The 21,869-nt window shown below is 39.3% G+C and carries 19 protein-coding genes and 1 other RNA gene; all 20 read right to left on the bottom strand.

What is annotated here, in order from left to right:
• Positions 1-5 precede the first annotated feature (5 nt).
• Positions 6-596 carry a phosphate propanoyltransferase gene (locus MHB39_RS08080; RefSeq protein WP_016991932.1) on the bottom strand — a complete coding sequence of 197 codons (591 nt, stop codon included), beginning with the start codon at positions 594-596 and terminating at the stop codon, positions 6-8.
• A 142-nt stretch (positions 597-738) separates the two neighbouring features.
• The gene (locus MHB39_RS08075; protein ID WP_004269321.1) at positions 739-1,017 is read right to left on the bottom strand and encodes a BMC domain-containing protein; all 279 of its coding nucleotides are present in this window, start codon (positions 1,015-1,017) and stop codon (positions 739-741) included.
• A gap of 20 nt (positions 1,018-1,037) precedes the next feature.
• Positions 1,038-2,528, bottom strand: coding sequence for an aldehyde dehydrogenase family protein (locus MHB39_RS08070; RefSeq protein ID WP_052125369.1), 1,491 nt, complete (start codon positions 2,526-2,528; stop codon positions 1,038-1,040).
• Between the two features lie 15 nt (positions 2,529-2,543).
• Positions 2,544-3,194 (bottom strand): ethanolamine utilization microcompartment protein EutL, encoded by a 651-nt coding sequence (gene eutL / locus MHB39_RS08065; protein ID WP_036077522.1) that lies wholly within the window; start codon positions 3,192-3,194, stop codon positions 2,544-2,546.
• A gap of 11 nt (positions 3,195-3,205) precedes the next feature.
• Positions 3,206-4,216, bottom strand: a complete 1,011-nt coding sequence (gene eutC / locus MHB39_RS08060; protein WP_036077524.1) for an ethanolamine ammonia-lyase subunit EutC — start codon at positions 4,214-4,216, stop codon at positions 3,206-3,208.
• Between the two features lie 9 nt (positions 4,217-4,225).
• Positions 4,226-5,596, bottom strand: a complete 1,371-nt coding sequence (locus MHB39_RS08055; RefSeq protein WP_008176446.1) for an ethanolamine ammonia-lyase subunit EutB — start codon at positions 5,594-5,596, stop codon at positions 4,226-4,228.
• Positions 5,597-5,601: 5 nt separating this feature from the next.
• Positions 5,602-7,023: an ethanolamine ammonia-lyase reactivating factor EutA gene (locus MHB39_RS08050; RefSeq protein WP_339280771.1), complete on the bottom strand. Its 1,422-nt coding sequence runs from the start codon at positions 7,021-7,023 to the stop codon at positions 5,602-5,604.
• Positions 7,024-7,040: 17 nt separating this feature from the next.
• The gene (locus tag MHB39_RS08045; RefSeq protein ID WP_004269315.1) at positions 7,041-7,541 is read right to left on the bottom strand and encodes a EutP/PduV family microcompartment system protein; all 501 of its coding nucleotides are present in this window, start codon (positions 7,539-7,541) and stop codon (positions 7,041-7,043) included.
• A 10-nt stretch (positions 7,542-7,551) separates the two neighbouring features.
• Positions 7,552-7,893 carry a BMC domain-containing protein gene (locus MHB39_RS08040; protein ID WP_004269314.1) on the bottom strand — a complete coding sequence of 114 codons (342 nt, stop codon included), beginning with the start codon at positions 7,891-7,893 and terminating at the stop codon, positions 7,552-7,554.
• A gap of 26 nt (positions 7,894-7,919) precedes the next feature.
• On the bottom strand, positions 7,920-9,164 hold the full coding sequence (gene eutH / locus MHB39_RS08035) for an ethanolamine utilization protein EutH (protein ID WP_054550774.1): 1,245 nt from the start codon (positions 9,162-9,164) through the stop codon (positions 7,920-7,922).
• Between the two features lie 83 nt (positions 9,165-9,247).
• Positions 9,248-9,826: a response regulator gene (locus MHB39_RS08030; protein WP_004269312.1), complete on the bottom strand. Its 579-nt coding sequence runs from the start codon at positions 9,824-9,826 to the stop codon at positions 9,248-9,250.
• Complete coding sequence (locus MHB39_RS08025) at positions 9,819-11,225, bottom strand: histidine kinase N-terminal domain-containing protein (RefSeq protein ID WP_342546230.1); 1,407 nt, start codon at positions 11,223-11,225, stop codon at positions 9,819-9,821. Before MHB39_RS08025 ends, MHB39_RS08030 begins: the two co-directional genes overlap by 8 nt.
• Before the next feature lie 280 nt (positions 11,226-11,505).
• On the bottom strand, positions 11,506-13,413 hold the full coding sequence (locus tag MHB39_RS08020; protein ID WP_258860631.1) for an ATP-dependent DNA helicase: 1,908 nt from the start codon (positions 13,411-13,413) through the stop codon (positions 11,506-11,508).
• An 85-nt stretch (positions 13,414-13,498) separates the two neighbouring features.
• On the bottom strand, positions 13,499-14,635 hold the full coding sequence (locus MHB39_RS08015; RefSeq protein ID WP_016991942.1) for a class I SAM-dependent RNA methyltransferase: 1,137 nt from the start codon (positions 14,633-14,635) through the stop codon (positions 13,499-13,501).
• Positions 14,636-14,638: 3 nt separating this feature from the next.
• Positions 14,639-16,384, bottom strand: coding sequence for an EAL domain-containing protein (locus MHB39_RS08010; RefSeq protein WP_342546226.1), 1,746 nt, complete (start codon positions 16,382-16,384; stop codon positions 14,639-14,641).
• A gap of 483 nt (positions 16,385-16,867) precedes the next feature.
• Positions 16,868-17,248: RNase P RNA component class B (rnpB, locus tag MHB39_RS08005), an RNA gene on the bottom strand.
• A gap of 60 nt (positions 17,249-17,308) precedes the next feature.
• On the bottom strand, positions 17,309-17,605 hold the full coding sequence (gene gpsB, locus MHB39_RS08000; protein WP_004269307.1) for a cell division regulator GpsB: 297 nt from the start codon (positions 17,603-17,605) through the stop codon (positions 17,309-17,311).
• 124 nt (positions 17,606-17,729) lie between these two features.
• The gene (locus MHB39_RS07995) at positions 17,730-18,980 is read right to left on the bottom strand and encodes a ribonuclease H-like domain-containing protein (protein WP_342546225.1); all 1,251 of its coding nucleotides are present in this window, start codon (positions 18,978-18,980) and stop codon (positions 17,730-17,732) included.
• 153 nt (positions 18,981-19,133) lie between these two features.
• A complete protein-coding gene (locus MHB39_RS07990) occupies positions 19,134-21,401 on the bottom strand; it encodes a DEAD/DEAH box helicase (protein ID WP_258860633.1) in 2,268 nt (755 codons plus the stop codon).
• Positions 21,376-21,759: a YppE family protein gene (locus MHB39_RS07985; RefSeq protein WP_036077559.1), complete on the bottom strand. Its 384-nt coding sequence runs from the start codon at positions 21,757-21,759 to the stop codon at positions 21,376-21,378. Before MHB39_RS07985 ends, MHB39_RS07990 begins: the two co-directional genes overlap by 26 nt.
• Positions 21,760-21,869: the final 110 nt, after the last annotated feature.

Genomic DNA, 21,869 nt, shown 5'->3' with positions numbered 1-21,869 from the left:
CCTCCTTACGATGATACTTTTATTAATTTACCCTGTGCCTGCTGTTCGATAAAACCAGCATTTGCTTCATCTGTATCAATGTGCATTTCCAGACTAAAATCATTTGAAACACGTACAACGACACCTCGGAAAGTGACAGGTCGATCACTTACAACTTCCACTGAAACTATTTCATTATTGCGTACTTCCAATGCTTTGGCATCTTCCTCAGTCATATGAATATGCGCTTGCGCAATGATGACTCCCTGCTGGATTTCTATTTCTTTGTCTTGAGAAAGTATTTTAATGCCCGCAGAATTGTCTATATCACCTGATTGGCGTAAAGGTGGTGTCACTCCTAGCTTCATGGCATCAGTGCGGCTTACCTCTACTTGGGTTGCTGGTCTTACAGGTCCAAGGACACGGACATTATGAATAACGCCTTTAGGTCCCTCAATAGAGACGCGCTCTTTTGCAGCAAATTGCCCTGGCTGTGATAAGTCAAAATCTTTCGTTAGAGTCGCATTTGGGCCAAAAAGTGCTTGTAAATCCGCTTCACTTAGATGGATATGACGAGCCGAAATGGCCACTGGAAAAGTTTTTATTGCTGTTGTCATGTTAGCCACCTCTTTATTTTATGGATTGTATTATCAGAACAAGTTGGAGAGCTGTTCTAAAGTTAGATCCAGCTCTCCTCTATAAATGGTAGTTATTTTTCCATCTATAGCGTTGGGAATTTTCTATCCAAAGAATATGAAATTATGCTTCTGCTTTTGGTAGAATCATTTCTAATTCGTGGTGTGGACGTGGAATTACATGGACAGATAATAGCTCTCCTACACGTTGTGCTGCTGCTGCCCCTGCATCTGTTGCTGCTTTTACTGCACCTACATCACCACGTACAAGAACTGTTACGATCCCGCCACCAACATGAACTTTTCCTACTAGATTAACGCTTGCTGCCTTTACCATTGCGTCTGCTGCTTCAATTGCTCCTACTAAACCTTTTGTTTCTACCATTCCTAATGCTGTACTCATTTGTCATTCCTCCAAATAATTTATTTATTTTGTAATGTGATTTGTTTTAATACTTGATCGACAATTTGTTGAACCATTGTTGTATCTAGAGCAGGCTCTTGTGAAACTACCGACTCAACAACGGACTGTACTTCGAATTCTGGTTTTGGCACTTCGACATCTTTAATGCCATACGCCATACGTTTGATATTTAATAAATGTCTTGCTGTAATGTTGTCTGACGTAATATTGCCGCCAAATGTCCCACAGCCTAATGTAAAGGATGGCGCTAAGCCCGTTGTGCCACCTACTGCACCAATTGAGGATAATGTATTAACCACAATCCGTGATACTGGTAATTCAACAGAAAATTGCTCTGCTAATGCTGCATTTTCAGTGTGAATTGAGCATGTATGTCCGCGTCCTCCAATATTTAGCAGGTCAATCATCACCTGCTTGGCTTCTGTACTGTTTTCCACAATATAAAGCGCAAAGATTGGTGATAGTTTTTCAAGAGAAAACGGAATATTTTTACCAATCATTGTTTCTAAGCCCACAAGAACTTTTGTATCGTCTGGTACTGTAATACCAACAGAATCAGCTAGGCAAGTAGCTGATTTACCAACAATCTGGGGATTAACTTTCCCAGGAACTGGCGAGATCAATTTTTCCATTTTAGCTTTTTCTTCGGCATTTAATAGATAGGCACCATTTTTCTTTAATTCTGTTTGCACTTGCTCTGCAATCACCTTATCCACAATAATGGCTTGCTCTGTTGCACAGATTGTGCCATTATCGAATGATTTACTTTGCACCAATTGACGTACAGATTTTTGAATATTAGCCGATTTTTCAATGTAAGCTGGTACATTTCCTGGCCCAACCCCATAGGCAGGTTTGCCAGAGCTATAGGCTGCCTTTACCAATGCACCACCACCCGTAGCTAAAATTAAATGAATGTTTGGGTGCTTCATTAGCTGCTGTGTTGCCTCCATGGAGGACATTGTTAAACATTGTAGTAATCCTTCTGGCGCACCTGCTTTTTCAGCAGCTACTCGACAAATATCCAAAGCCTCTTTTGTACATTTCACTGCATATGGGTGTGGACTAAGCACTAACCCATTTCTCGTTTTTAAAGAAATAAGTGTCTTAAAGATCGCTGTAGAGGTTGGATTTGTTGTTGGTACGATACCAGCAATGACACCGAAAGGACTTGCAATTTCGGCTACTTTTTTCATCCGATCATAGCCCACAATACCAACTGTTTTTAATTCTTTAATATCTTCATAGACATCGCGTGAAGCTACTTCATTTTTCATCTTTTTATGGTTAGGAATACCCATTCCTGTTTCTTGCACAGCCATTTTTGCTAAACGATCTGCTTCCTTAAAGGCAGCATCCGCGACAGCCTTTACAATGTTGTCTACTTGTTGCTGAGAAAATTGCATATAGGCAGCCTGTGCTGTATTAGCATGTTTAACGGCATCTCTCATTTCCTGAATCGCTAATAAGTCTTTGTCTAATGTGGCCATAAAGCCGCCTCCCTTCTAGATCACTGGGTTTCTAGCTATATTTTCAATAGCTTCTCTGAATGCATGTGCCGCAGCCTCGCATGAAGATTGACTGCCAGTTAATAAGCCACCCCCAAAATTGGTTTCAGATGGAGGACCAAAGAAAACCTTTAGCTCAACATCTGCAGCCTTTAATGCTGCATCTAATCCAACAACTGCTTCAAGCGGCGGTGCGATTAAATAAGCAAGTGGGGTGCCAACCTTTACATCTGCAAGCTCAGCAAGATACGTCCCACAGCTTGCCACGGTATGGGCAAACAAGGCATGATTGTCATTATTATTAATGGCTTCAAAATACGTATCAAATTCAATTTTTTGTTGAATGGCATCAAGACCACTACGAATTTCATCAGGTGAGCTTCCAGCAATAATACCAATCACTTCACCTGACAATGGACCAGACGCATGTGCCGCTCCCGCATAAAAGCTTTTTGCATAGACAACATCGACATCTGCCTTTTTCGTCGCCTCGTCTAAGGCTACGTAGCCAACATCGTCGATTGTCAGTGTGACAAGTCCAATGCTATGATGATGTGGCTTTAAATCTAACTGCTCTGCTAGTTCACTGTTGACTCTTGGAATGGTTTGCATCGCCAAGATTTGCGCCATAATTTTTTGAGGATACATATTTCAGCCTCCTAACCTTCTTTTGCGACAAGCTCTACGCCACTTGCCTGATAATGCAGGATTTTTTCTACGACTGTGCCAAGATAAGCGCCCGCTTCTAATGGTGGGATACCACCCTTATGGATATTTGAAATTACCATACGTTCCGCTTCCACTGTCCCAATTCTTGGCTTGTAGCATAAATATGCACTCATTGATTCTGCCGATACGAGCCCTGGACGCTCACCAATTAGGTAAACAATAACCTCTGCCTGTAGCAGCTCACCAATCTCATCCATTAAAGCAACACGCCCTTTGTCAATATAGAACGTAGTACCGATGTCAATATTTAAATTGCTAAGGCTTTGCTGAAGGGCTAAGTAAACATCTTGAACATTCTCTTCAATCGCACTTGCACTCAAGCCATTCGAGATAATAATTTGTACCTTTGGCTGTGGTTTACATTTTTGCTGAATCAATGCCTTTGATTCCTCTGATAAACGACGCCCTAAGTCAGGTCTTGTAATGTATTCCTCTTTATCTGTGACTTTCGTAGTGACCTGAAAGACATCAAGCTTTTGTAAAAGATCTTCTGACACTTCGCCATACACAGCATCTACCGCAGCAGCATGATCGAGTCGGAATTTTAACCAGGTTTTCGTTTTCGGTCTTGTCCCCGCTCTCCCTACACCAATACGAGCAGGTGTATGTTTCTTAGCAGCCTGTACACTTTCAGTTAACGATTCTTCCTCAAACTGAAAGGGCTTGATGGGCACAGCGTCATTTACTGGTTGGTTGAAAGTAGTAGAAGCAAACGTTGTTACTTCCTGGGGAGCTCCATGCTGATACAGCTGAATTAATGGCTCCTGTGATGTTGCTGTAGCTTCTGTTGTTCCTGAAGAACGATTTTCCACTTTATCATAAAACTTAATAAGTGGTTGTTCTGTTGAAGTAGCAGCTATTTCAGGTGCTTGACTACCAGTACTTTTCTCCATCTTCTCCATGACAAGCTGTGTAATCATTGAAACTAATTGATCATTCACTTGACTCACCTACCTTTCAAAAATGGATAAATCGCCAGCTCTTGCTGAAAGTCGACCATTTTCATAAATGCCCATTTTCTCTAACCATGCTAAATACTCTGGTGCTGGTTTTTTACCAAATGTTTGGAGTAATGTAGCCACATCATGGAAGCTCATCGATTGATAGTTGAGCATCACATCATCGCCCATTGGCGCAGCAATAATAAAGTTAACGCCAGCTGCTGTCAGCAATACACTTAAATCTTCCACATCATTTTGGTCTGCCTTAATATGGTTGGTATAGCAAATATCTACCCCCATAGGAATACCATGCATTTTGCCCATGAAATGATCTTCAAGACCTGCTCGAATTACTTGTTTATTGTTGTATAAATACTCTGGGCCAATAAAACCAACTACTGTGTTCACAATATAAGGATTAAAATGTCTTGCAAATCCATAATTGCGCGATTCCAGTGTTACTTGGTCAATGCCCATGTGTGCCTCTGCCGATAGTTCTGAGCCTTGACCTGTTTCAAAGTAGAATAAATTTGGGCCAGTACCTGTTCCTTGTTTTTTAATGAGCTCCTCTGCTTCTCTTATTAAATCAGCAGATATACCGAACGAACGGTTAGCAATTTCTGTCCCTGCGATACTTTGGAAAATCATATCTGCTGGGGCGCCTTGTTTAATTGCCTTCATCTGTGTTGTAATATGAGCCAATACACAGTTTTGCGTAGGAATAGACCAATCATTGATGAATTCCTTTGTAGCCGTAAGCACTTTTTTGACACTTTCAACTGAATCATCTACAGGATTAATGCCGATAACAGCATCCCCAATACCATAGGACAGTCCTTCTTTTAGAGAGGCGATGATGCCATCAATATTATCTGTCGGATGATTTGGCTGTAGACGAGATGACAGCGTCCCTTTTTGACCAATCGTAATATTACACGTTGAAAGTATTTCAACTTTATTGGCTGCGTGAACAAGATCTAAATTGGACATTAGTTTTGTAACAGCAGCAATAATCTCGGAATTCATCCCTTTACTTAAACGCTTTAATTCACGATCACCCGTGTCATTTGATAAAATGTATTCACGTAGCTGCTCGATGCTCCAGTTTTTGATTTCTCCATATATTTGCTCATTAATATCGCCCTCAATAATGCGTGAAACCTCATCATTTTCTTGTGGCACTAATGGATTTTCGCGGATATCTTTAACTAAAAGCTCACTTAATACTGCCTTTGCTGCGATTCGTTGTTGAACCGTCTCAGCGGCAATACCTGCTAGCTGATCGCCTGATTTTTCTTCATTGGCCTTAGCCATAACATCTTTTAATGATTTAAAATTATATTTTTCTCCACCAAATATCACCGATAAATTCACATTCATCCTCCTTACTTTGAATGGAAGGCAAGGGTCTTTACCACAACAGGAACAACGCCAGATGGCAGAACCTCTCCAATGTCGATGTAATCGCCCGTTTCCACTTTAATTTGATCGATGCAAATAATTGGTACTGTCGCATTTATGGCTTGTATGGTCTGTCCAATAATCTTTGCATAATCTGATTGAATGACTATGATAATTGGTATGTCCTTAGAGCATCTTGTTGCCAAATGTAGCAAAATGGCCTGACACAATGCATGTACATCCTGAAAGCTTAAATACGGCAATTCACTAAAATAAAGTGCAAATGGCGAACGATTGTCCTCTATAGAAAATAAATCATTTGCTCTCTCTACTGCTGTCTTCACTGTCGAGTTAAAGTCTGTTAAAGGATCTATATGACAATTGAAGACAGGTACATTTTTTAGTGGTAACACTTGTGCATCTACCTGAATGGTTGCCCCACTGATTTCAGTGGTTTGTGTACCAGCACCCGTCACTGTTGCACGTGCTGTTTCCTCTGGTTGTAACCATAAAAATGATTGTAGCTGTTCATGCTGTTGTAGCATTTTCGCTAATTTTTCACCAATATCATCATATTGACGCTGTGTACATTCATTTTCATAAATACAAGAGGCCACACCACCCGTAAAAACGATGGCATCCACAGGTTTATGCCAGTTTGGTAAATGCCCTAGTAATAATGGATGCTTTTCATCTCTGCATTGCCCATGAAGAATCATGGCAAGTGTTTGCACCATTTCTTCAATACAATGTGTCACTCGAATATCTTCGGCCGCATCACCGACCGCTAACGGATTAGCCCATCGTTCCATCAATCGCATGAGTGGCGGAGAAATTGATTGAATCTTGCCATCCTTAAACTCAATCAATCTACCACCAACATGTAAGGTACATGTACCAATGATCTCTCCAAATTGCATAACAGCAATATTCGCTGTCCCTCCACCAATGTCGATATTGGCGATGACTTTGGATGTATTCTTTGATTGCTGTAAAGTACCTGCCCCTTTGGCAGCAATAATGCCCTCTAAATCAGGACCTGCGGTAGCAACTAAAAAATGACCTGCGCCATCTGCAATGGTATGGACAACCTCACTTGCATTTTCCTTCGTGGCTGATTCACCTGTAATGATGATGGCCCCTGTTGCAATATCAGATGGAGCAATTTGTGCCAATTGATACTGTTGAGAAATAAATTCCTCTATCTTTTTCATATCAATGATGTCTTTATTGATAAAAGGTGTTCTAATAATTGGACTTTGATGCAACACCGTTTTCTCAATAATTTCAATCCTTGGCACATGTGTTATGCCAGCCACATTCTTTAACAGAAAACTACTGACAACCATTTTTGTGGTACTTGTCCCAATATCAATGCCTGCACTAAATATTTTTTCTGTTTTCACCCTACACCTCCCTCTCGCTACTGTGAGCAATACATGAGATACGGACTATCGCTTTCCTTAACAAATTGTCGAATTTCTTCATTTGTCTTGAGTTGAATCAATGGTTCAATCAATTCAATGCCAAGCTTTTGCCAGGAAGAGGTTTTCACGATAGGGCCCTGCGTCATAACATTTTTTAATAAGGCGGTAGCCCTTTCTACATCTGCATCAGGGGCATCAATCTTGGTAATCACCCCTATTTGTATTTTGGGAATCCCTAAGCTGAATTGCGGAGGGAATACACTCCTTGCTGATGTGGCATCCTGCAAGTAAATCACATGCGTTACTTCCAACGATGTTGCCATAATATTTCTGTAATACATTGGATTTTCAACATATTCACCTGGTGTATCAACAATCCAGTCATCATAAACGAGTGCTTGTGTTTTGTTGGCACTGCTTTCTTTGCCCAACAATGTATTCATCAATGTTGACTTTCCTGCTTGCACACCGCCTATTATCATTACTCGATTTTTCATATGACACATCCTATGATTTTGTTATTTTTGATGGTGTATAGCCTAATACCTCGGATAAAAAACGATTGATTTCCAACATCGCCATTTCTACCTCTGACACACTACCAACAATAACGAGACTACCTGTAAAACGATCTAAAAACCCAAGTTTGACATTGGCAGCCTTTGTTGCTAAGTCCCCTGCAATAATTACCGTTTCACTTGGTGTACAAGTCATAATGCCAAGTGCACCTGCTTCTTGGATACCTAGCTTTTGAAACATTTCTGGATCAGGATTGGCAATAAGGTGACTCAATGTTAGCTGTTTACCCGGCACAAACTCCTGAATAAATCGTTTTTTCTCTTCACTCACACGTCATCACCTCACTTTTTAATCAATTAAGATTGTTGATCTGTTAAATACTCGCCTTCTTTGATAATGCCAGCCTTACGATCTTCAATTTCCAACCTTAATGCAGTTGGTACTGAAAGCTTATAGGCTAAAATTATCGCAATAACTCCCGCTAAAAACTTCCCTGCAATAACAGGTAAAATAATGGTTGGCTGGAAGTTCGCCGTGAATGATAAGTGATCACCTAATAAAAAGGCGGAACATACACCAAATGCAATGTTAATTACTTTGTCTTTTGGTGGCATATGGCGAATTAGTGTAAACATCGCTAAAATATTCGCAATCGTTGCTAAAATCCCAGCACTTCCTACAGAGGATAAGCCTAATTTTTTACCAGCTGCTTCAAGTGGCTTGGAAGCATACTTTCGAATTAGATACACCATTGGGAAGGCACCCGCTAGCATAATCCCGATATAACCGGCTGTTTCTAATGCTCGGAACTGATCGATTTCATCAGCCATGATTGGATCGAAGCCCCACGCGCCAAAAATCTTTGTAAAAATACCTGTAAAAATCTCAACAATAGAGAACACTAACACCAATTTAATTCCCGCATCCATTACACGACCGAATACCATGAAGCCAGTAATCATGCCGTTTGGAATAAGCTTTAAGCCTAGTGCGATTAAGATAACGAAAATGAATAAAGGTAGTAAGTTAATTAATATTTGTAAAACAGAAATGGCAAATACATATGTAGGAGCCTCTGTTGTACTAATGACTTCACGTACTTCTGTGTTGAATAGCACAATCATGATCGAAGAAATAAATGCACCAATCGGAATTGTTAAAACGCCAGCCATAATTCCTAGCGCCATGTATTTATGATCACGCTTATCCAACATCGCAAGGCCCATTGGAATTGAGAATACGATAGTAGCACCTGACATAAAACCAACAACAAGAGCCATTACCCATCCCTCATAAGACTCCTTTAATGCATTGGCTAATTGATAACCACCCATGTCCGAGGCTAAAATCGTCGTCGCTGCAATCGCAGGATCTGCACCAATTAACTCAAAAATCGGACTAATAAAATGACTAATAAACCATGTTAAGTAAGGTATAGCTGCCATGATCCCTGCTGCTGGGACAAAAATATGACCAACCGTATGGATCCCATTCATAAATTCTTTCCCAATTCCATACTCAGCATCTCGGATAGCTCCGATTGCCCCTAAAACAGCACAAATCATAATAATATAAACGATAACCGTTCCTATCATTGCCATCTTACTCATCACCCCTTTTTTATTTATAAATTTATATAAAAAAAGGCACTTTAAAGAAGAAATCTCTTTAAAGCGCCTTTGCTTCAACTATTGACTTGTAAGTTGTTAATAATTTGCTGTGCAATATGCACCATTTCCTGTTGTGTTTGCATGCTTTCATTGCGAATCTTACGGTAAGCCTCGTCCTCGCTTATATTTTCAGCCTGCATCAGCAAGCCCTTCGCTCGTTCAATGACTTTTCGCTTATCTAATTGTGTTTGCTTATGTAAGATCTCCCCATTGAGACGGTTGAATTTATCAATTTGATGAAAAGCAACCTCAAGCACAGGCAACACATTTTTTTCAGAAAACGGTTTCATTACATATCCTAATATATTATCCTGCTTCATGTATAGCAACAATTCTTTTTCACTATAGGCCGAGATGAAAAGAACGGGTATACCAAGCTGTTGTTCAATAATTTTACTTGCCTTTAAACCGTCAAGTTTAGGCATTTTAATGTCCATTAAGATTAACTGTGGTTTATGTAAAAAGGCTAATTCAATGGCTGTTTCCCCATTGTTCGCTTGAGCTACAACTTCGTAGCCGTTATCTTCTAACATAAACTTCAAATCAATCGCAATCAGTGATTCATCTTCGACAATCATAACTTTCCTAGTCATTTACGATAAATACCTCCTCACTTACAGGGAACTGAATTTGAGTATGTGTACCTTCATTACTAGGGATAATTGAAAATGAGCCAGCTAAATCATATTCTACAAGCCTTGTGATAATCTCCATACCAAAAGATGCCTTCACCTCTTGCATTCCAACGCCGTTGTCAGAAATATGAAGCGAAATTGTAGAATCTTCCTGAATGAATTGAATATCGATGATTCCTTCATCACGTCCGATAAACGCATACTTTAATGCATTTTGCAGTAGCTCACAAATAATGAGTGCTAAAGAGACTGCCTTTTTTGAATGGCAGAACAGCTGCAAATTTTCATGATGAAAGGCTAGTTGAATAGTTGCTGTATTAGACGTACCAATCATTTTATGACCAATTTTTTTAGCTAATGCGATAACGTCTACTCTTTCTTCAGCGTTATCTTCATTTTCTAAAATCAGCTCATACACCGATGAAATACTATAGATTCGATTTAATGCCTCTTGAAACGCACTTGCATTTGAAGCAGACAGATCATTTCGCATTTGTAAACGTAATAGACTTGTCACTGTCTGAAGATTGTTTTTCACGCGGTGGTGAATTTCTCTTATCGCAAATGTTTTCATCATTAGCTCATTTTCTTTCAGCTTAAGCTCTGTTAGATCATGAATAATGAGTAGTGTGACTTTCTCGTTATGACTGCGAATTGGAATTTTCTTTACAATAAAGGATTTACGATCAATCGTAATTTCAAGGAAAAAGACATCGTCGCCTTTATCATAGACCTCCTGTAAAAAAGGTAAGATTTTATCCAATGCTACATTGTCAAAATTTTCTAATCCAGATAGCTCTGAAATAAAATGATAGCCAGCAGGATTACTATAAATCACTTTATTTTCGTGATTTGTGAGAATAATCGACTCTACGAGTAAATCAGAAACAACTGGAATCGGTTGAGAATTTGGTTCAACAATATGCTCAATTAATGCAAAAGGCATATTCTGAAAATCATCCTTCGGTGTCGTTTGCATCTTCACCATTTTTTCCTGAATCAATACAGCAATTACTTGCTGCTGCTCATTAAAAATGGGAATGACATTTTGCTCCACCGTAATGCCTTCCTGCGTAATTGCTCTGGAAATGGATGATTTTTCTTTATGTTTAAACGCAGCAAATACGGCTGGTTCAAAACTTTCAAATACGAATTTTCCGATAACTGATTTTTCGTATAAACCAATCTCTTTCTTTGGGAATGCCTCTGCCACAACAATTGCATGCGGTAAATTCTCCAACAGGCAATCTATGAACATGTAACAATCAGTCAACTCAGCATAATACGTTAGCGTAGCCTCTATTTCTATTAACTTGTCAATATCCGTTGCCGATAGATTTGTATATTTTCTACACAATGATTGAATGTTCGACAGGTTTAAGCCCCCTATCAAGGAATAGTCAGCAAGCAATTTGACTATTCTTAAAAATCTTTGTCATTATTATAAACCTTTTGTGAAATTATTTTCAATATAAAAAATATATTCTTTCACAAGATTTCGTTGCATTACAAAGAACTATATAGCTTAAAAGAGAAATATTCAACAGTTTTTTAAAGATCCATAATTTAACTACACACATAATGTTATTTTAATATAATAAAAAACGAGCTTACCGTTTGGGTAAACTCGCTTCTTTCTATTTTATTTCTGGTACAACTGCTACTATATTTTCAAAGGCTGCGCGCTGCTTTTGTTCATCTTCATTTAATAAAATGTGAATATCCCCATGGTCATTCGATGTACGAATTAAGCGCCCCATCCCTTGCTGCAAGCGTAATTGCATGAAAGGTAATTCCACTTCCTCAAATGGGTTTTCAGCAAATGTACGTTTCGCATCAAATAATGGGTCCTGTGGAGGAAACGGTAAATCATAAATAATCACACGCGTTAATGCTTCCTCAGGCAAATCTAACCCTTCCCATAAATGATATGAACATAATGTTTTAACTGTTCCTTGCTGGAAGTCTCGAACAATGGCTGATAGCTCTCGATCTCCCTCAAATGCTACATACATACGTTCCATTAGCGGTAATTCTGCCTTGAAGTTTAGCATGGCTTGCTTCGATTTAAACAAAATCAACGTTTGCTCGCCATCACGCAGCAACTGCTGAACACGTGCTGTTTTGTCTCGTTGTGTAAGCTCATGTAAATAGATCTTCATAACCTCTTCATAGTCGAACGGGGATGGTACAGAAAATGATTGGTAATCTCGAATTCCTAAACTATAGGCAATATAAGAAAAGTCTTTATTGACCGATAACGTGGCAGAAGAAAAGACGATTGGAAGCTTTTTAGAGAATAATTTTTCTGCTAAAACTTCTGTGATTAAACGAGGCATAATGACGAGCGTTTCTTCACCATCTGTTTCCTCTAACCAATCTACTGCATCTCCCTGTGCGATGAAAATACGCAATGAAGCCTCATATTGTTCTAAATATTCTTCCGCCATATTTAGCTCATATTCAGGAATCATGTACATTTCTGATTCAAAAACGAATTCCTCCATCAATGTTTCTACATCATCTATTAACTGCTTCCCGTAAGCGAGCAATGTTTTTGATTTGTTTATGCGTTTGCGGTCTTCATTAGAAGCGACGATATCATCACGAAGTTGATCAAAAAATAGTTCATGATCATCCTGTAATTTCTCCATTGCATACAGTGTGCGCTCGCGTACACCATCTACCATCAAGCGCTCCAGTAATTGCACAATGGTCGTTGCCTGTACTTTATAGGTCATCGCTTTTTGCGCAGCATACTCCAATAAATGCCCTTCATCCAGCACCATCATTGATACCTCAGGCAGTAATGCTAGCTGACCTTCACGCTCACGAGATTCCTTTGTAGCCAAATGCTCCATTAGAAAATCTTGTGAACAAATAACAAGATCAGTTGATTTTCGATAATGAGAGCGATGCAATGTTTGCCCACAGCGATTACGAAGATCACAAACCGAGCATTGCATAATCGAATTGTAATTAACCTTTTGCCAATCCTCATCACTGACAGTTGGATAATCACTGCGTTCCCCATATGGATGAACAGCAATCATCGAACCCTGTGCATAAACACCATCAGGGATAGAAAAGGCAATATCGTCTATCCATTCATCCGACTCCACTTTTTCTGCTTCCTCAAAGCGTTTTAAGCATAAATACTGATCTCTCGATTTTGCTAGACGAACATCAATATCAAGTCCTAACGTTTTTTGGAGTTTATATATATCTCCCCCCTCTTTTACAAGTTGGTCGATTAATGTTTCATCTGCACAAGCAATCAACGCAGGTTTCCCTGTGTAGCGTGCATAGGAAATGGCTGGAAGCAAATAAGCGATCGTTTTGCCAGTTCCCACTCCTGCCTCTGCAAAAAGAACATTCTTTTCTTTTAGTGCTTGTTCTATTTGATAAGCCATAAAGATTTGCTCATCACGGCATTCAAAGCCCTTTTCTGGTAATTCATCATAAAGAACATCGCCCATCCAGTCACCTAATGAATCGAAAAATGAACGGTCCTTTGATAATGCAAATGGTAAAGATTTACGCAATTAGTGTTCCCCCTCTAACTATCTGGTGCTATTATACGCGACGAAACGGAAGATAAGAAAAAATCTTATCTTCCGTTACTATTCGTTAATCTCTTTTAGACTTTTGACCCCAGAACTGATAATAATTTGTTTCAATAAAACCATTAAATAATTTACGCTTTTTCGTCGCTTGGCGTCCATATAATTCTTCAAAATTCTTCATGGAGGATAGCATATATACAGACCATGTTGGATAGTTTTTCATGACCTTCCCAACATCGCGGATCACCTGTTCCACGACTTCCACATCACCAATACGTTCTCCATACGGCGGGTTTCCAATCATGACGCCATCCGTTAACTGTGTTGTAAAATCACGTGCTTGCATTTGCTTAAACGTGATTAACTCTCCAAAGCCTGCTTCCGTTGCGTTTTCTTGTGCAATGCTGACCATGCGGTGATCAATATCGGAGCCAATAATTTCTAATGGCTGATCATAGTTCGCTAAACTCTCTGCTTCATCACGAACCATATCCCAGATTGCAGCTTTCATCCATGGCCATTCCTCAGAAATGAATTCACGGTTATAGCCTGGAGCTATGTTTTGTCCAAACATTGCCGCTTCCAATGTAATAGTACCAGAGCCACAGAATGGGTCAACAAACGGACGATTCGGATTCCATTTTGAAATTTGTACAAGTGCAGCAGCTAATGTTTCTTTTAATGGTGCCTCACCTTGTGCCTGACGATAGCCACGCTTATGTAGGCCAGCACCAGATGTATCAATCGTTAGTGTCGCCACATCCTTTAAAATTGAAACCTCAATTTTGTAAGTCGCTCCAGATTCATCTAAAAAGCCAAGTCGTTTATAATGCTGTTTCATTCGCTCAACGATTGCCTTTTTGGTAATGGCTTGACAATCAGGTACACTAAATAACTTCGATTTTACGGACTTTCCTGAAACAGGAAAAGCAGCGTCCACTGGTAAATACTTCTCCCAAGGGAGTGCCTTCACACTTTCAAATAATTGTTCAAACGATTTTGCTGGGAATTGCCCAACGACAATCTTTACACGATCCGCTACACGTAGCCATAAATTGGTACGAGCAATCGCCGTTTCATCACCTTCAAAATATACTTTGCCATTGTCAACGGTTGTTTCATAGCCAAGTGCTTTTACTTCTTGTGCCACAATAGCTTCTAAGCCCATTGCTGACGTAGCTACTAATTGATAGTTTGCCATAAATTATTTCCTTCCTTGATGCTCAATTTCCCAATACTCCATAAACTCCATCAATTCGTTTAACGGGAGTGGTTTGCTGTAATAATAGCCTTGGATAATATCACAGTTCATTTTACGTAGTATATCCACTTGTTGTGCTTGTTCTACACCTTCAGCAACAACTTTCATTTTTAGGCGATGGGACATTTGAATAATAGCATCTACAACTGCCTGTTTTTCATCGAGTGATCCAATATGCTGAATAAAGCTACGATCAATTTTTAAACAATCTAATGGGAAGCGAACTAAATAGCTTAAGGACGAATAGCCTGTCCCAAAATCATCGATTGAGATTTTAAAGCCTAATTGTTTTAAACGAACCAATTTACTGACAGTCTCATTGGCACTGTTCATCACCGTTCGCTCTGTCACTTCTATTTCAAAATTGTTAGCTGGCATATTATAGCGCTCTAATATTGTTTGTATCGACTCCAAAAAATTCTGCTGTTTAAAGTGAATGCTCGAGATATTAATGGCGACAGGTGTTTTCCAACCATATTGTTGCATTTGAATGACTGCCTCACATGCTTTTTCAATAATGAGCTCACTTAATGGAATGATTAGACCTGTATCCTCCGCATAAGTGATAAACTCCGCAGGCGACACAAAGCCTAGCCTCTCGCTATTCCAGCGGACTAGTGCTTCTAAACCTTGAATCTGCTCATTTTCCATAGCAATCTTTGGCTGAAAATATAGTTCAAATTCACGGTTTTCTATTGCTCTTCTTAACTCAGAATCTAGCAATAGCACTCGTTGTGCGTCGGTTTGCAGTTCATCAAAATAGAAGGAATAGCCGTTTAGTTCATTCTTTTTTGAATACGTCATTGCTCTATCTGCACAATTGATTAGTTCTTCTGTGTTTTTACTATCAACTGGATAAACGCTAATACCAATACTTGTAGAAATAAAAACTTCCTGATCATTTATCATCATCGGCTGTTCAATACTACTAATAATTTGTTCAGCAAATTTTGCAGCCTCTTTCACATTTTTCACATTGGTTAATGTAATGACGAATTCATCTCCGCCATATCTTGCAATAATATCTTTATTTTTCAGTAATTTTTTTAGTCGATTTGCTACTTCTATTAAAATTGAATCTCCAACAGCATGGCCTAATGTATCATTAATTTGCTTAAATCGATCCAAATCTAAGAAATAGATCGCATGCTGCACTGAATGAGAAATAGCAGAAGTCGATTCCAAAAGATTATCCATTCTTTCGATATAGGCAAAACGATTGGATACATCTGTTAATGAATCCGTGAGCAAACGCTTTTCTAATTCATTTTCTACTATTTTTCTTTCAGACAAATCTGTGAAAATACCACAGTAATTTGTAACCTCACCCTCATCGTTGGTTACACAAACAATTGTTAACCATTCAGGATATACGTCTCCAGTTTTACGACGATTCCATATCTCACCTTGCCAAATGCCTTCTTGTCGTATCTGCTCCCACATCTCTAAATAGAACGGCAATTCATGTACACCAGATTGTAAAACGGCTGGCGTTTTTCCAACCACATCATCACATGTATAGCCTGTCACAAATTCAAAGGCAGGATTAACCATTACTATTTTTTTGTATTCATCAGTAATCATGATACCTTCAGATACATTTTCGAAGATTTTAAGTATTAAGGAAGTCGGATATTTAGATATCAGTTTCAGTTTATCCGTACTTTCCCAATTGTTTACTCCGTTCATGTTTCCGCTCCATCCTATCTCTCTATACTCCCTCTCAGAAGGGCATTTACGTCAGGCCAACCACTATGTAATCTATTACGCTCGGTGTAATTGTCACTGACGCTTCTCTTTCGTGCAATGAATGCGTCCAGATTTTTCGAATTTGCTCGAAAAGCGCCTCAAGTAAATCTATGACAATCGCCGAAGGCATTCTCTTGATAAACAGGTAACCATACACCTAAACTGATAAACCATTTATAGAGGTGGTTGTTATACCTGGCGTTTGCTTACAATACAAGTATGTGAGCAGTCAAGATCAATACATCACATTGATGCTATAACCGTTTTCAGATGTTGTGACTTAGAAGCGGTAGCGATACTTCTCAAACGTATAGCGCATACCAAGACTTGATTAACAAGGTTACTTTTTCCTCATGAATTCAAAATAAAAGCTCTCCACCGAATTGGAGAGCGCTTGTTATTTCGTAGATAAGCATCAAAAAATTCCATAAGCCATGTTTTGTTCCCGAGTACTCAAACAGCTTGCGCCTCGTACGATCAGGTGGTAATCATCTATCTACAGAGCAAACTCTGTCCCTCTATCCGTTCAATTCCTTCTAGAGAGTGCCCCTACCATAATTTGGGTTTCTCACTCGTGGGGTTTACCTCGTTCCACCTTGCAAGTTTCCAAGCAAGCTTCGTCACTGTGGCACTTTCAGGAAGTGTCAACCATATCCAGAGGACTTAGGTTTTCCTTCCGCCGTCAGCCTTAATAGCTGCCTTACCTTATTTTTTCAGTAAGCACGAACACTACGGTCATCTCAGAACCGTGCGAGCATGGACTTTCCTCTACGACGTCTAGCGCCGCAGCGATTACCAGAATTTCGTGATGATACGAAAGATTATACTAGAGTTTTATGTTAAATACAATATAATTGACTAAATTTATTCGTACAGCTTGCTACCAAATACATGTTTTTCTAAATTAGAAAGACGTTTTAAAATATCAAAATTCGTTGTACCAGCTGCCGCTGAAGCAACCGGTTGTCTCTTAGGTGTGCTTTCAATTTCTTCTTTTAACTGTCTATTTTCTTCACGTAGTTGGGCCACCACTTTTTCAAACGTTTCATAGTCTTGAATAATTTCATCAAGAAAAGAATCTACTTCTTCTACATTGTAGCCTTTAAAGTTCTTTTTAAATTCCTTTTCAAGGATCATTTTTGACGTTAATTTAATGTCCATTCACATCGCCCTTCCTCACACTACATACACATATACATTATAATAGCATACTTCATCACATTATATCGTCTGAAAACACTAATTGTAAGGCTAAACTTGTCGTTTCATGCGCTTACCTAGGAATTTATTTCTTATTTCCTAATCTACGTAGTCTCTTTTCCCAAGAAATTTCCCATTTTTGTTTTTGTTCTGCTCTCCATTGCTCATGATCTTGAATGAGACGTATGCCTTCTTGCGTATAATAAAGGGCCTGCTCATAATCCTTCATTTGGTGCTCATAAAGTATGGCTAGCTGCTCAAGGGCATGTAACTTTGTTCTTGCTTCTACAAAATGAAGAGAGGCCACGAATGAGTCAATAGCTTCACTGTAGCGTTTATTCTTTTTGTGCTGTATTGCTAAATAATATTGAGCATGGCCCGCTTCTAGTGCATCAAATTTCGATGTCACTTTTTCTAAAACCCTCACACTTTGTGTGCTTTCTCTTAAATCACCATACCATTTCCCGATGTTGGTGAAAGTTTTTGCCGATTCTTCCTGGTCCTGCTCAAACAATAAATACGTAGAATGACTATACAGTGTGATTAGTGATAGTAAATCCCACTCATTATGATGCAATACCTTCATAAGTGCATCAGGTACGCCACTTTTTACAGCATCCAAATAAATAATAGGTGCGAGATGGCCTGGGATATCCCCTTTACGCGAAAAACCAAGCTTTTCTTCCTCGACAGATTTTAATTTTAAGCGCTCCATATCATTTTTCCATAAACGCTTCGAACTATGCAACAAATCGATCTGTCGCTGCGAGCGTAATTTGGGTAAAGTTTTTTGATGCAATGTCCATCGTGTTTCAAGCTGTGGCCAATCAAAGCTTTTCCCATTATAGGTAATCACAGTAGCTGACTTTTGCCAAAGCTTGGATTCAAATAAGAAGGCTGCTTCATGTGCAGGATCTGCCATAATATATTGTGTGAGGATGAAGGATTCTTCAGCTACCTCTAAAAATCCAAGCAAAAAAATATGAGTCCCAACGCCTTTTAAACCTGTTGTTTCCGTATCAAAAAATAATACAGACTCCTCCATATCGAGCGCATAAGGATGATCAAACTCGGCATCTTGCCATTTTTTCAGGGCCTCAAAGAATGTTTTTAGCTGATAATGACCATGCTGATAGCTAAACGGATAGCTTACTTGACGCTTAAAGACGATGCCAAAATCATTTTCAACAACAGTTAGTCCTGCTCGTTTCCATTGCTCTGTATAGCTAGGCCTAGCAGGTTTTTGGAACGCAGGTTCTTCAACTTTCTGTTTAGCAGTCACTGGTTTTTTTCCAAGCATTTTTTTCATTTGTAATATTTTATTTTCGTAAGACATGAATTTCACTCATTTTCTGCTTATAGTATAAGACATCTCTTTTGCAAGAGTAACATGATTGTTAACCTCATTCAAAATATTCTTCGCCTCGACTTACCATGAATACAAATAAGAGGGTGGAAGAACCAATTCGCGTTCTTCACCCTCTGTTTGCTAAGCCATTAATTGTTGCAGTAATTTAGCTACCTTCCCTTTTGTTTGAAGCAATGATTCTTGTGCCCCAATACAGGAAGGACAGCCTGATTCACATGCACAATTTGCGACATGCTCATATGTTTTCATGATTAGCTCTTCCCATAGTTCATATACCTTTTCACTTAAGCCGATGCCACCAGGATACTTATCATAGACAAAAAACGTTGGCTGCTCATTATGTGTAGCCTTCACCTGCGGTACAACGGCTACATCACTACTATCACATTGGATAAATAAAGGAATGAAGGCGTTCATCGCATAGGCTACTCCAGTCATAGCATCTGTTAGCTCTTCCTCAGTCCATTTATCTGGTGCTGTAAACGATAGCCACGAAGCACTTGTATGCATTTCATCTGGTGGTAAATGTATAGGTCCTGAGCCAATATTGTCATGTGTGCCGAAGCGGATTTTCTTGAAAATCGTTGCTTGTGCAACTAAGCCAACATCGCCAAAGCAAATCGTACCGCCCGCATATGAACGGTTACGATCTTCCTCTAAAACTTTCATTTCAACGGCTAGATTGGCATCTGTATAGTAATCAACATCTACTTCACGTACGTAGGCTTTCTTTTCCTCCCAGTCAAGCTTCTCTACTTGGAATTGAATACCTTGGTGCAAGTAAATGGCTTCTTCATGTAAGAGTGTCATGGCACTATGACGATCCATTTCACCAATAACCTTTGTCTGTGCAGGAATGGTAAGATCAATAATGACTACATTTTCCTGTGACGCTGAACGTAAGCTAATATCATGTGCCGGGAAACGATCACTCATCCAATGCCATTTATCACTTGTCTTAAATACTACCCCTTCCTCTGCTAAATACTCCAACAATTCCTGTATGTCATATTCTCCATACGTATCGCCTGTTGAGAAAGGTAGCTCGAAGGCGGCACATTTCAAATGATCCATTAAAATCAACATATTTTCTGGATAAATACGTGCTTCCTCTGGTGTACTGCCTAGTAAAAATAGTGGATGATTGACCACATACTGGTCCAATGCCGAAGATTGCGCAACATAAATAATCAATGCCTCATCCTGACGTCTCCCTGCACGTCCTGCTTGCTGCCAAGCACTCGCAATATTTCCTGGATAACCGGTCATAATACATGCTTGTAATTGACCGATATCGACACCTAATTCTAATGCATTGGTGCTAACTACTGTTTGAATCGTCCCATCACGCAAGCCTTTTTCGATGACACGTCGCTCAGATGGTAGATACCCACCGCGATAGCCACGTACAGATTCATCGAGTAGCTTATTACGTGTCAGTTCCTTTAAATAGGTTACAATCATTTCTACTCGTACCCGACTTTTGGCAAAAATAATGGATTGAATGCCGGCCGTGTACAGCCTTTTAGCTAAATCACTAACCTCTAATACTGCACTTCTACGCACGCCAAATGTTTTATGAATAATCGGCGGATTGTAAAAAAGAAAGGTTTTCTTACCAACTGGAGCACCCGAATCAGCAATGAGCATATGTGATTCATTCGTTAACAGCTCAGCAAGCTCTTTAGGGTTTTTAATGGTAGCTGATGTACAAATAAACACAGGTTTACTACCATAAAAGTCACAAATTCTTTTTAATCTGCGAATAACATGCGCCACATGGGAACCAAACACACCTTTGTATGTATGCAATTCATCAATCACGATATATTGTAGATTTTCAAAGAGTGAAACCCATTTTGTATGATGCGGCAAAATCCCCGAATGAAGCATATCAGGATTCGTCATCACGATATGCCCGGCCTTACGAACCTTTTGGCGAATACCTGGAGCCGTATCTCCATCATAGGTATAGCTTAAAATCTCCTCACCACTTTGCTCGATTAGTTCATTCAAATCATTTTTCTGGTCCTGTGCCAGTGCCTTTGTTGGAAATAAATAAATGGCACGCGCATTTTTATCTTCCATTATTTTTTGTAGCACTGGTAGATGATAGCAGTAGGATTTACCGGAAGCAGTTGGCGTCACCGCAGTAAAAGACGTACCACTCTGCGCCAAATCAAAAGCCTCTCGCTGATGTGTATAAAGCTGCTCAATACCACGTGCCTGTAAGGCTTTCACTAATGACGGATGTAAATTCCTCGGAAAAGGTGCATAGTTAGCCGGGCGACCTTCTAATGTTTGCCAGTGCAGGATACGCTCTTTCAGTTCTTCATCATATCTCCACTCTTGTAAAAGCTCACTAATCGTTCGTTTCTTCGATAGCATCCGTTACTGCCTCCTTTACTAATCGTTCAAATATTTTCAATGTATAGGAAGTAGAATGAATCGCATCTAAAAAACGTTTTTTACTCGTTTCTTTATAAAAAGATTGCACAACAAATTGCTCCATCGACTCTACGGCTGAAGCAATTTGTTGCGTATGCATGTATTTCGGTCGATTTTTTTGAATCCATGTATTGGCTTCTTGCTGCCATTCCTTCAAAAGTTGATGGATTTCATCTGCATGTGGCTTTACCTCTTGAAAAAAATCAGGTGTTCGATCTTCCTCACGCATTTGCCAAAACCGGGAAACGCATTGATCACATTCATCTATTAATTTGGATGTTTGCTGGATAACTAACAATTTTGCACCTCATCTCTCATCAATCACTAATAGCAAATATATTTCGTAGTGATGGCATATACATGGTGAATATGTCTTGTCCACCACTTCAGCTATGGAAATATCACTGC

Origin of the sequence: Lysinibacillus sp. FSL K6-4013, assembly GCF_038630435.1 — a bacterium.
In the GTDB taxonomy this organism is placed as follows: Bacteria; Bacillota; Bacilli; order Bacillales_A; family Planococcaceae; genus Lysinibacillus; species Lysinibacillus boronitolerans.
Note: the sequence above shows the minus strand (reverse complement) of the source record. Positions and strands in the feature narration are given on the sequence as shown.

Coding starts and splice junctions, on each gene's coding strand:
- MHB39_RS08080 (WP_016991932.1), bottom strand. CDS start 596: ATGACAACAGCAATAAAAACTTTTCCAGTGGCCATTTCGGCTCGTCAT.
- MHB39_RS08075 (WP_004269321.1), bottom strand. CDS start 1,017: ATGAGTACAGCATTAGGAATGGTAGAAACAAAAGGTTTAGTAGGAGCA.
- MHB39_RS08070 (WP_052125369.1), bottom strand. CDS start 2,528: ATGGCCACATTAGACAAAGACTTATTAGCGATTCAGGAAATGAGAGAT.
- eutL (WP_036077522.1), bottom strand. CDS start 3,194: ATGTATCCTCAAAAAATTATGGCGCAAATCTTGGCGATGCAAACCATT.
- MHB39_RS08055 (WP_008176446.1), bottom strand. CDS start 5,596: ATGAATGTGAATTTATCGGTGATATTTGGTGGAGAAAAATATAATTTT.
- MHB39_RS08045 (WP_004269315.1), bottom strand. CDS start 7,541: ATGAAAAATCGAGTAATGATAATAGGCGGTGTGCAAGCAGGAAAGTCA.
- eutH (WP_054550774.1), bottom strand. CDS start 9,164: ATGGCAATGATAGGAACGGTTATCGTTTATATTATTATGATTTGTGCT.
- MHB39_RS08030 (WP_004269312.1), bottom strand. CDS start 9,826: ATGACTAGGAAAGTTATGATTGTCGAAGATGAATCACTGATTGCGATT.
- MHB39_RS08015 (WP_016991942.1), bottom strand. CDS start 14,635: ATGGCAAACTATCAATTAGTAGCTACGTCAGCAATGGGCTTAGAAGCT.
- MHB39_RS08010 (WP_342546226.1), bottom strand. CDS start 16,384: ATGAACGGAGTAAACAATTGGGAAAGTACGGATAAACTGAAACTGATA.
- gpsB (WP_004269307.1), bottom strand. CDS start 17,605: ATGGACATTAAATTAACGTCAAAAATGATCCTTGAAAAGGAATTTAAA.
- MHB39_RS07995 (WP_342546225.1), bottom strand. CDS start 18,980: ATGTCTTACGAAAATAAAATATTACAAATGAAAAAAATGCTTGGAAAA.
- MHB39_RS07990 (WP_258860633.1), bottom strand. CDS start 21,401: ATGCTATCGAAGAAACGAACGATTAGTGAGCTTTTACAAGAGTGGAGA.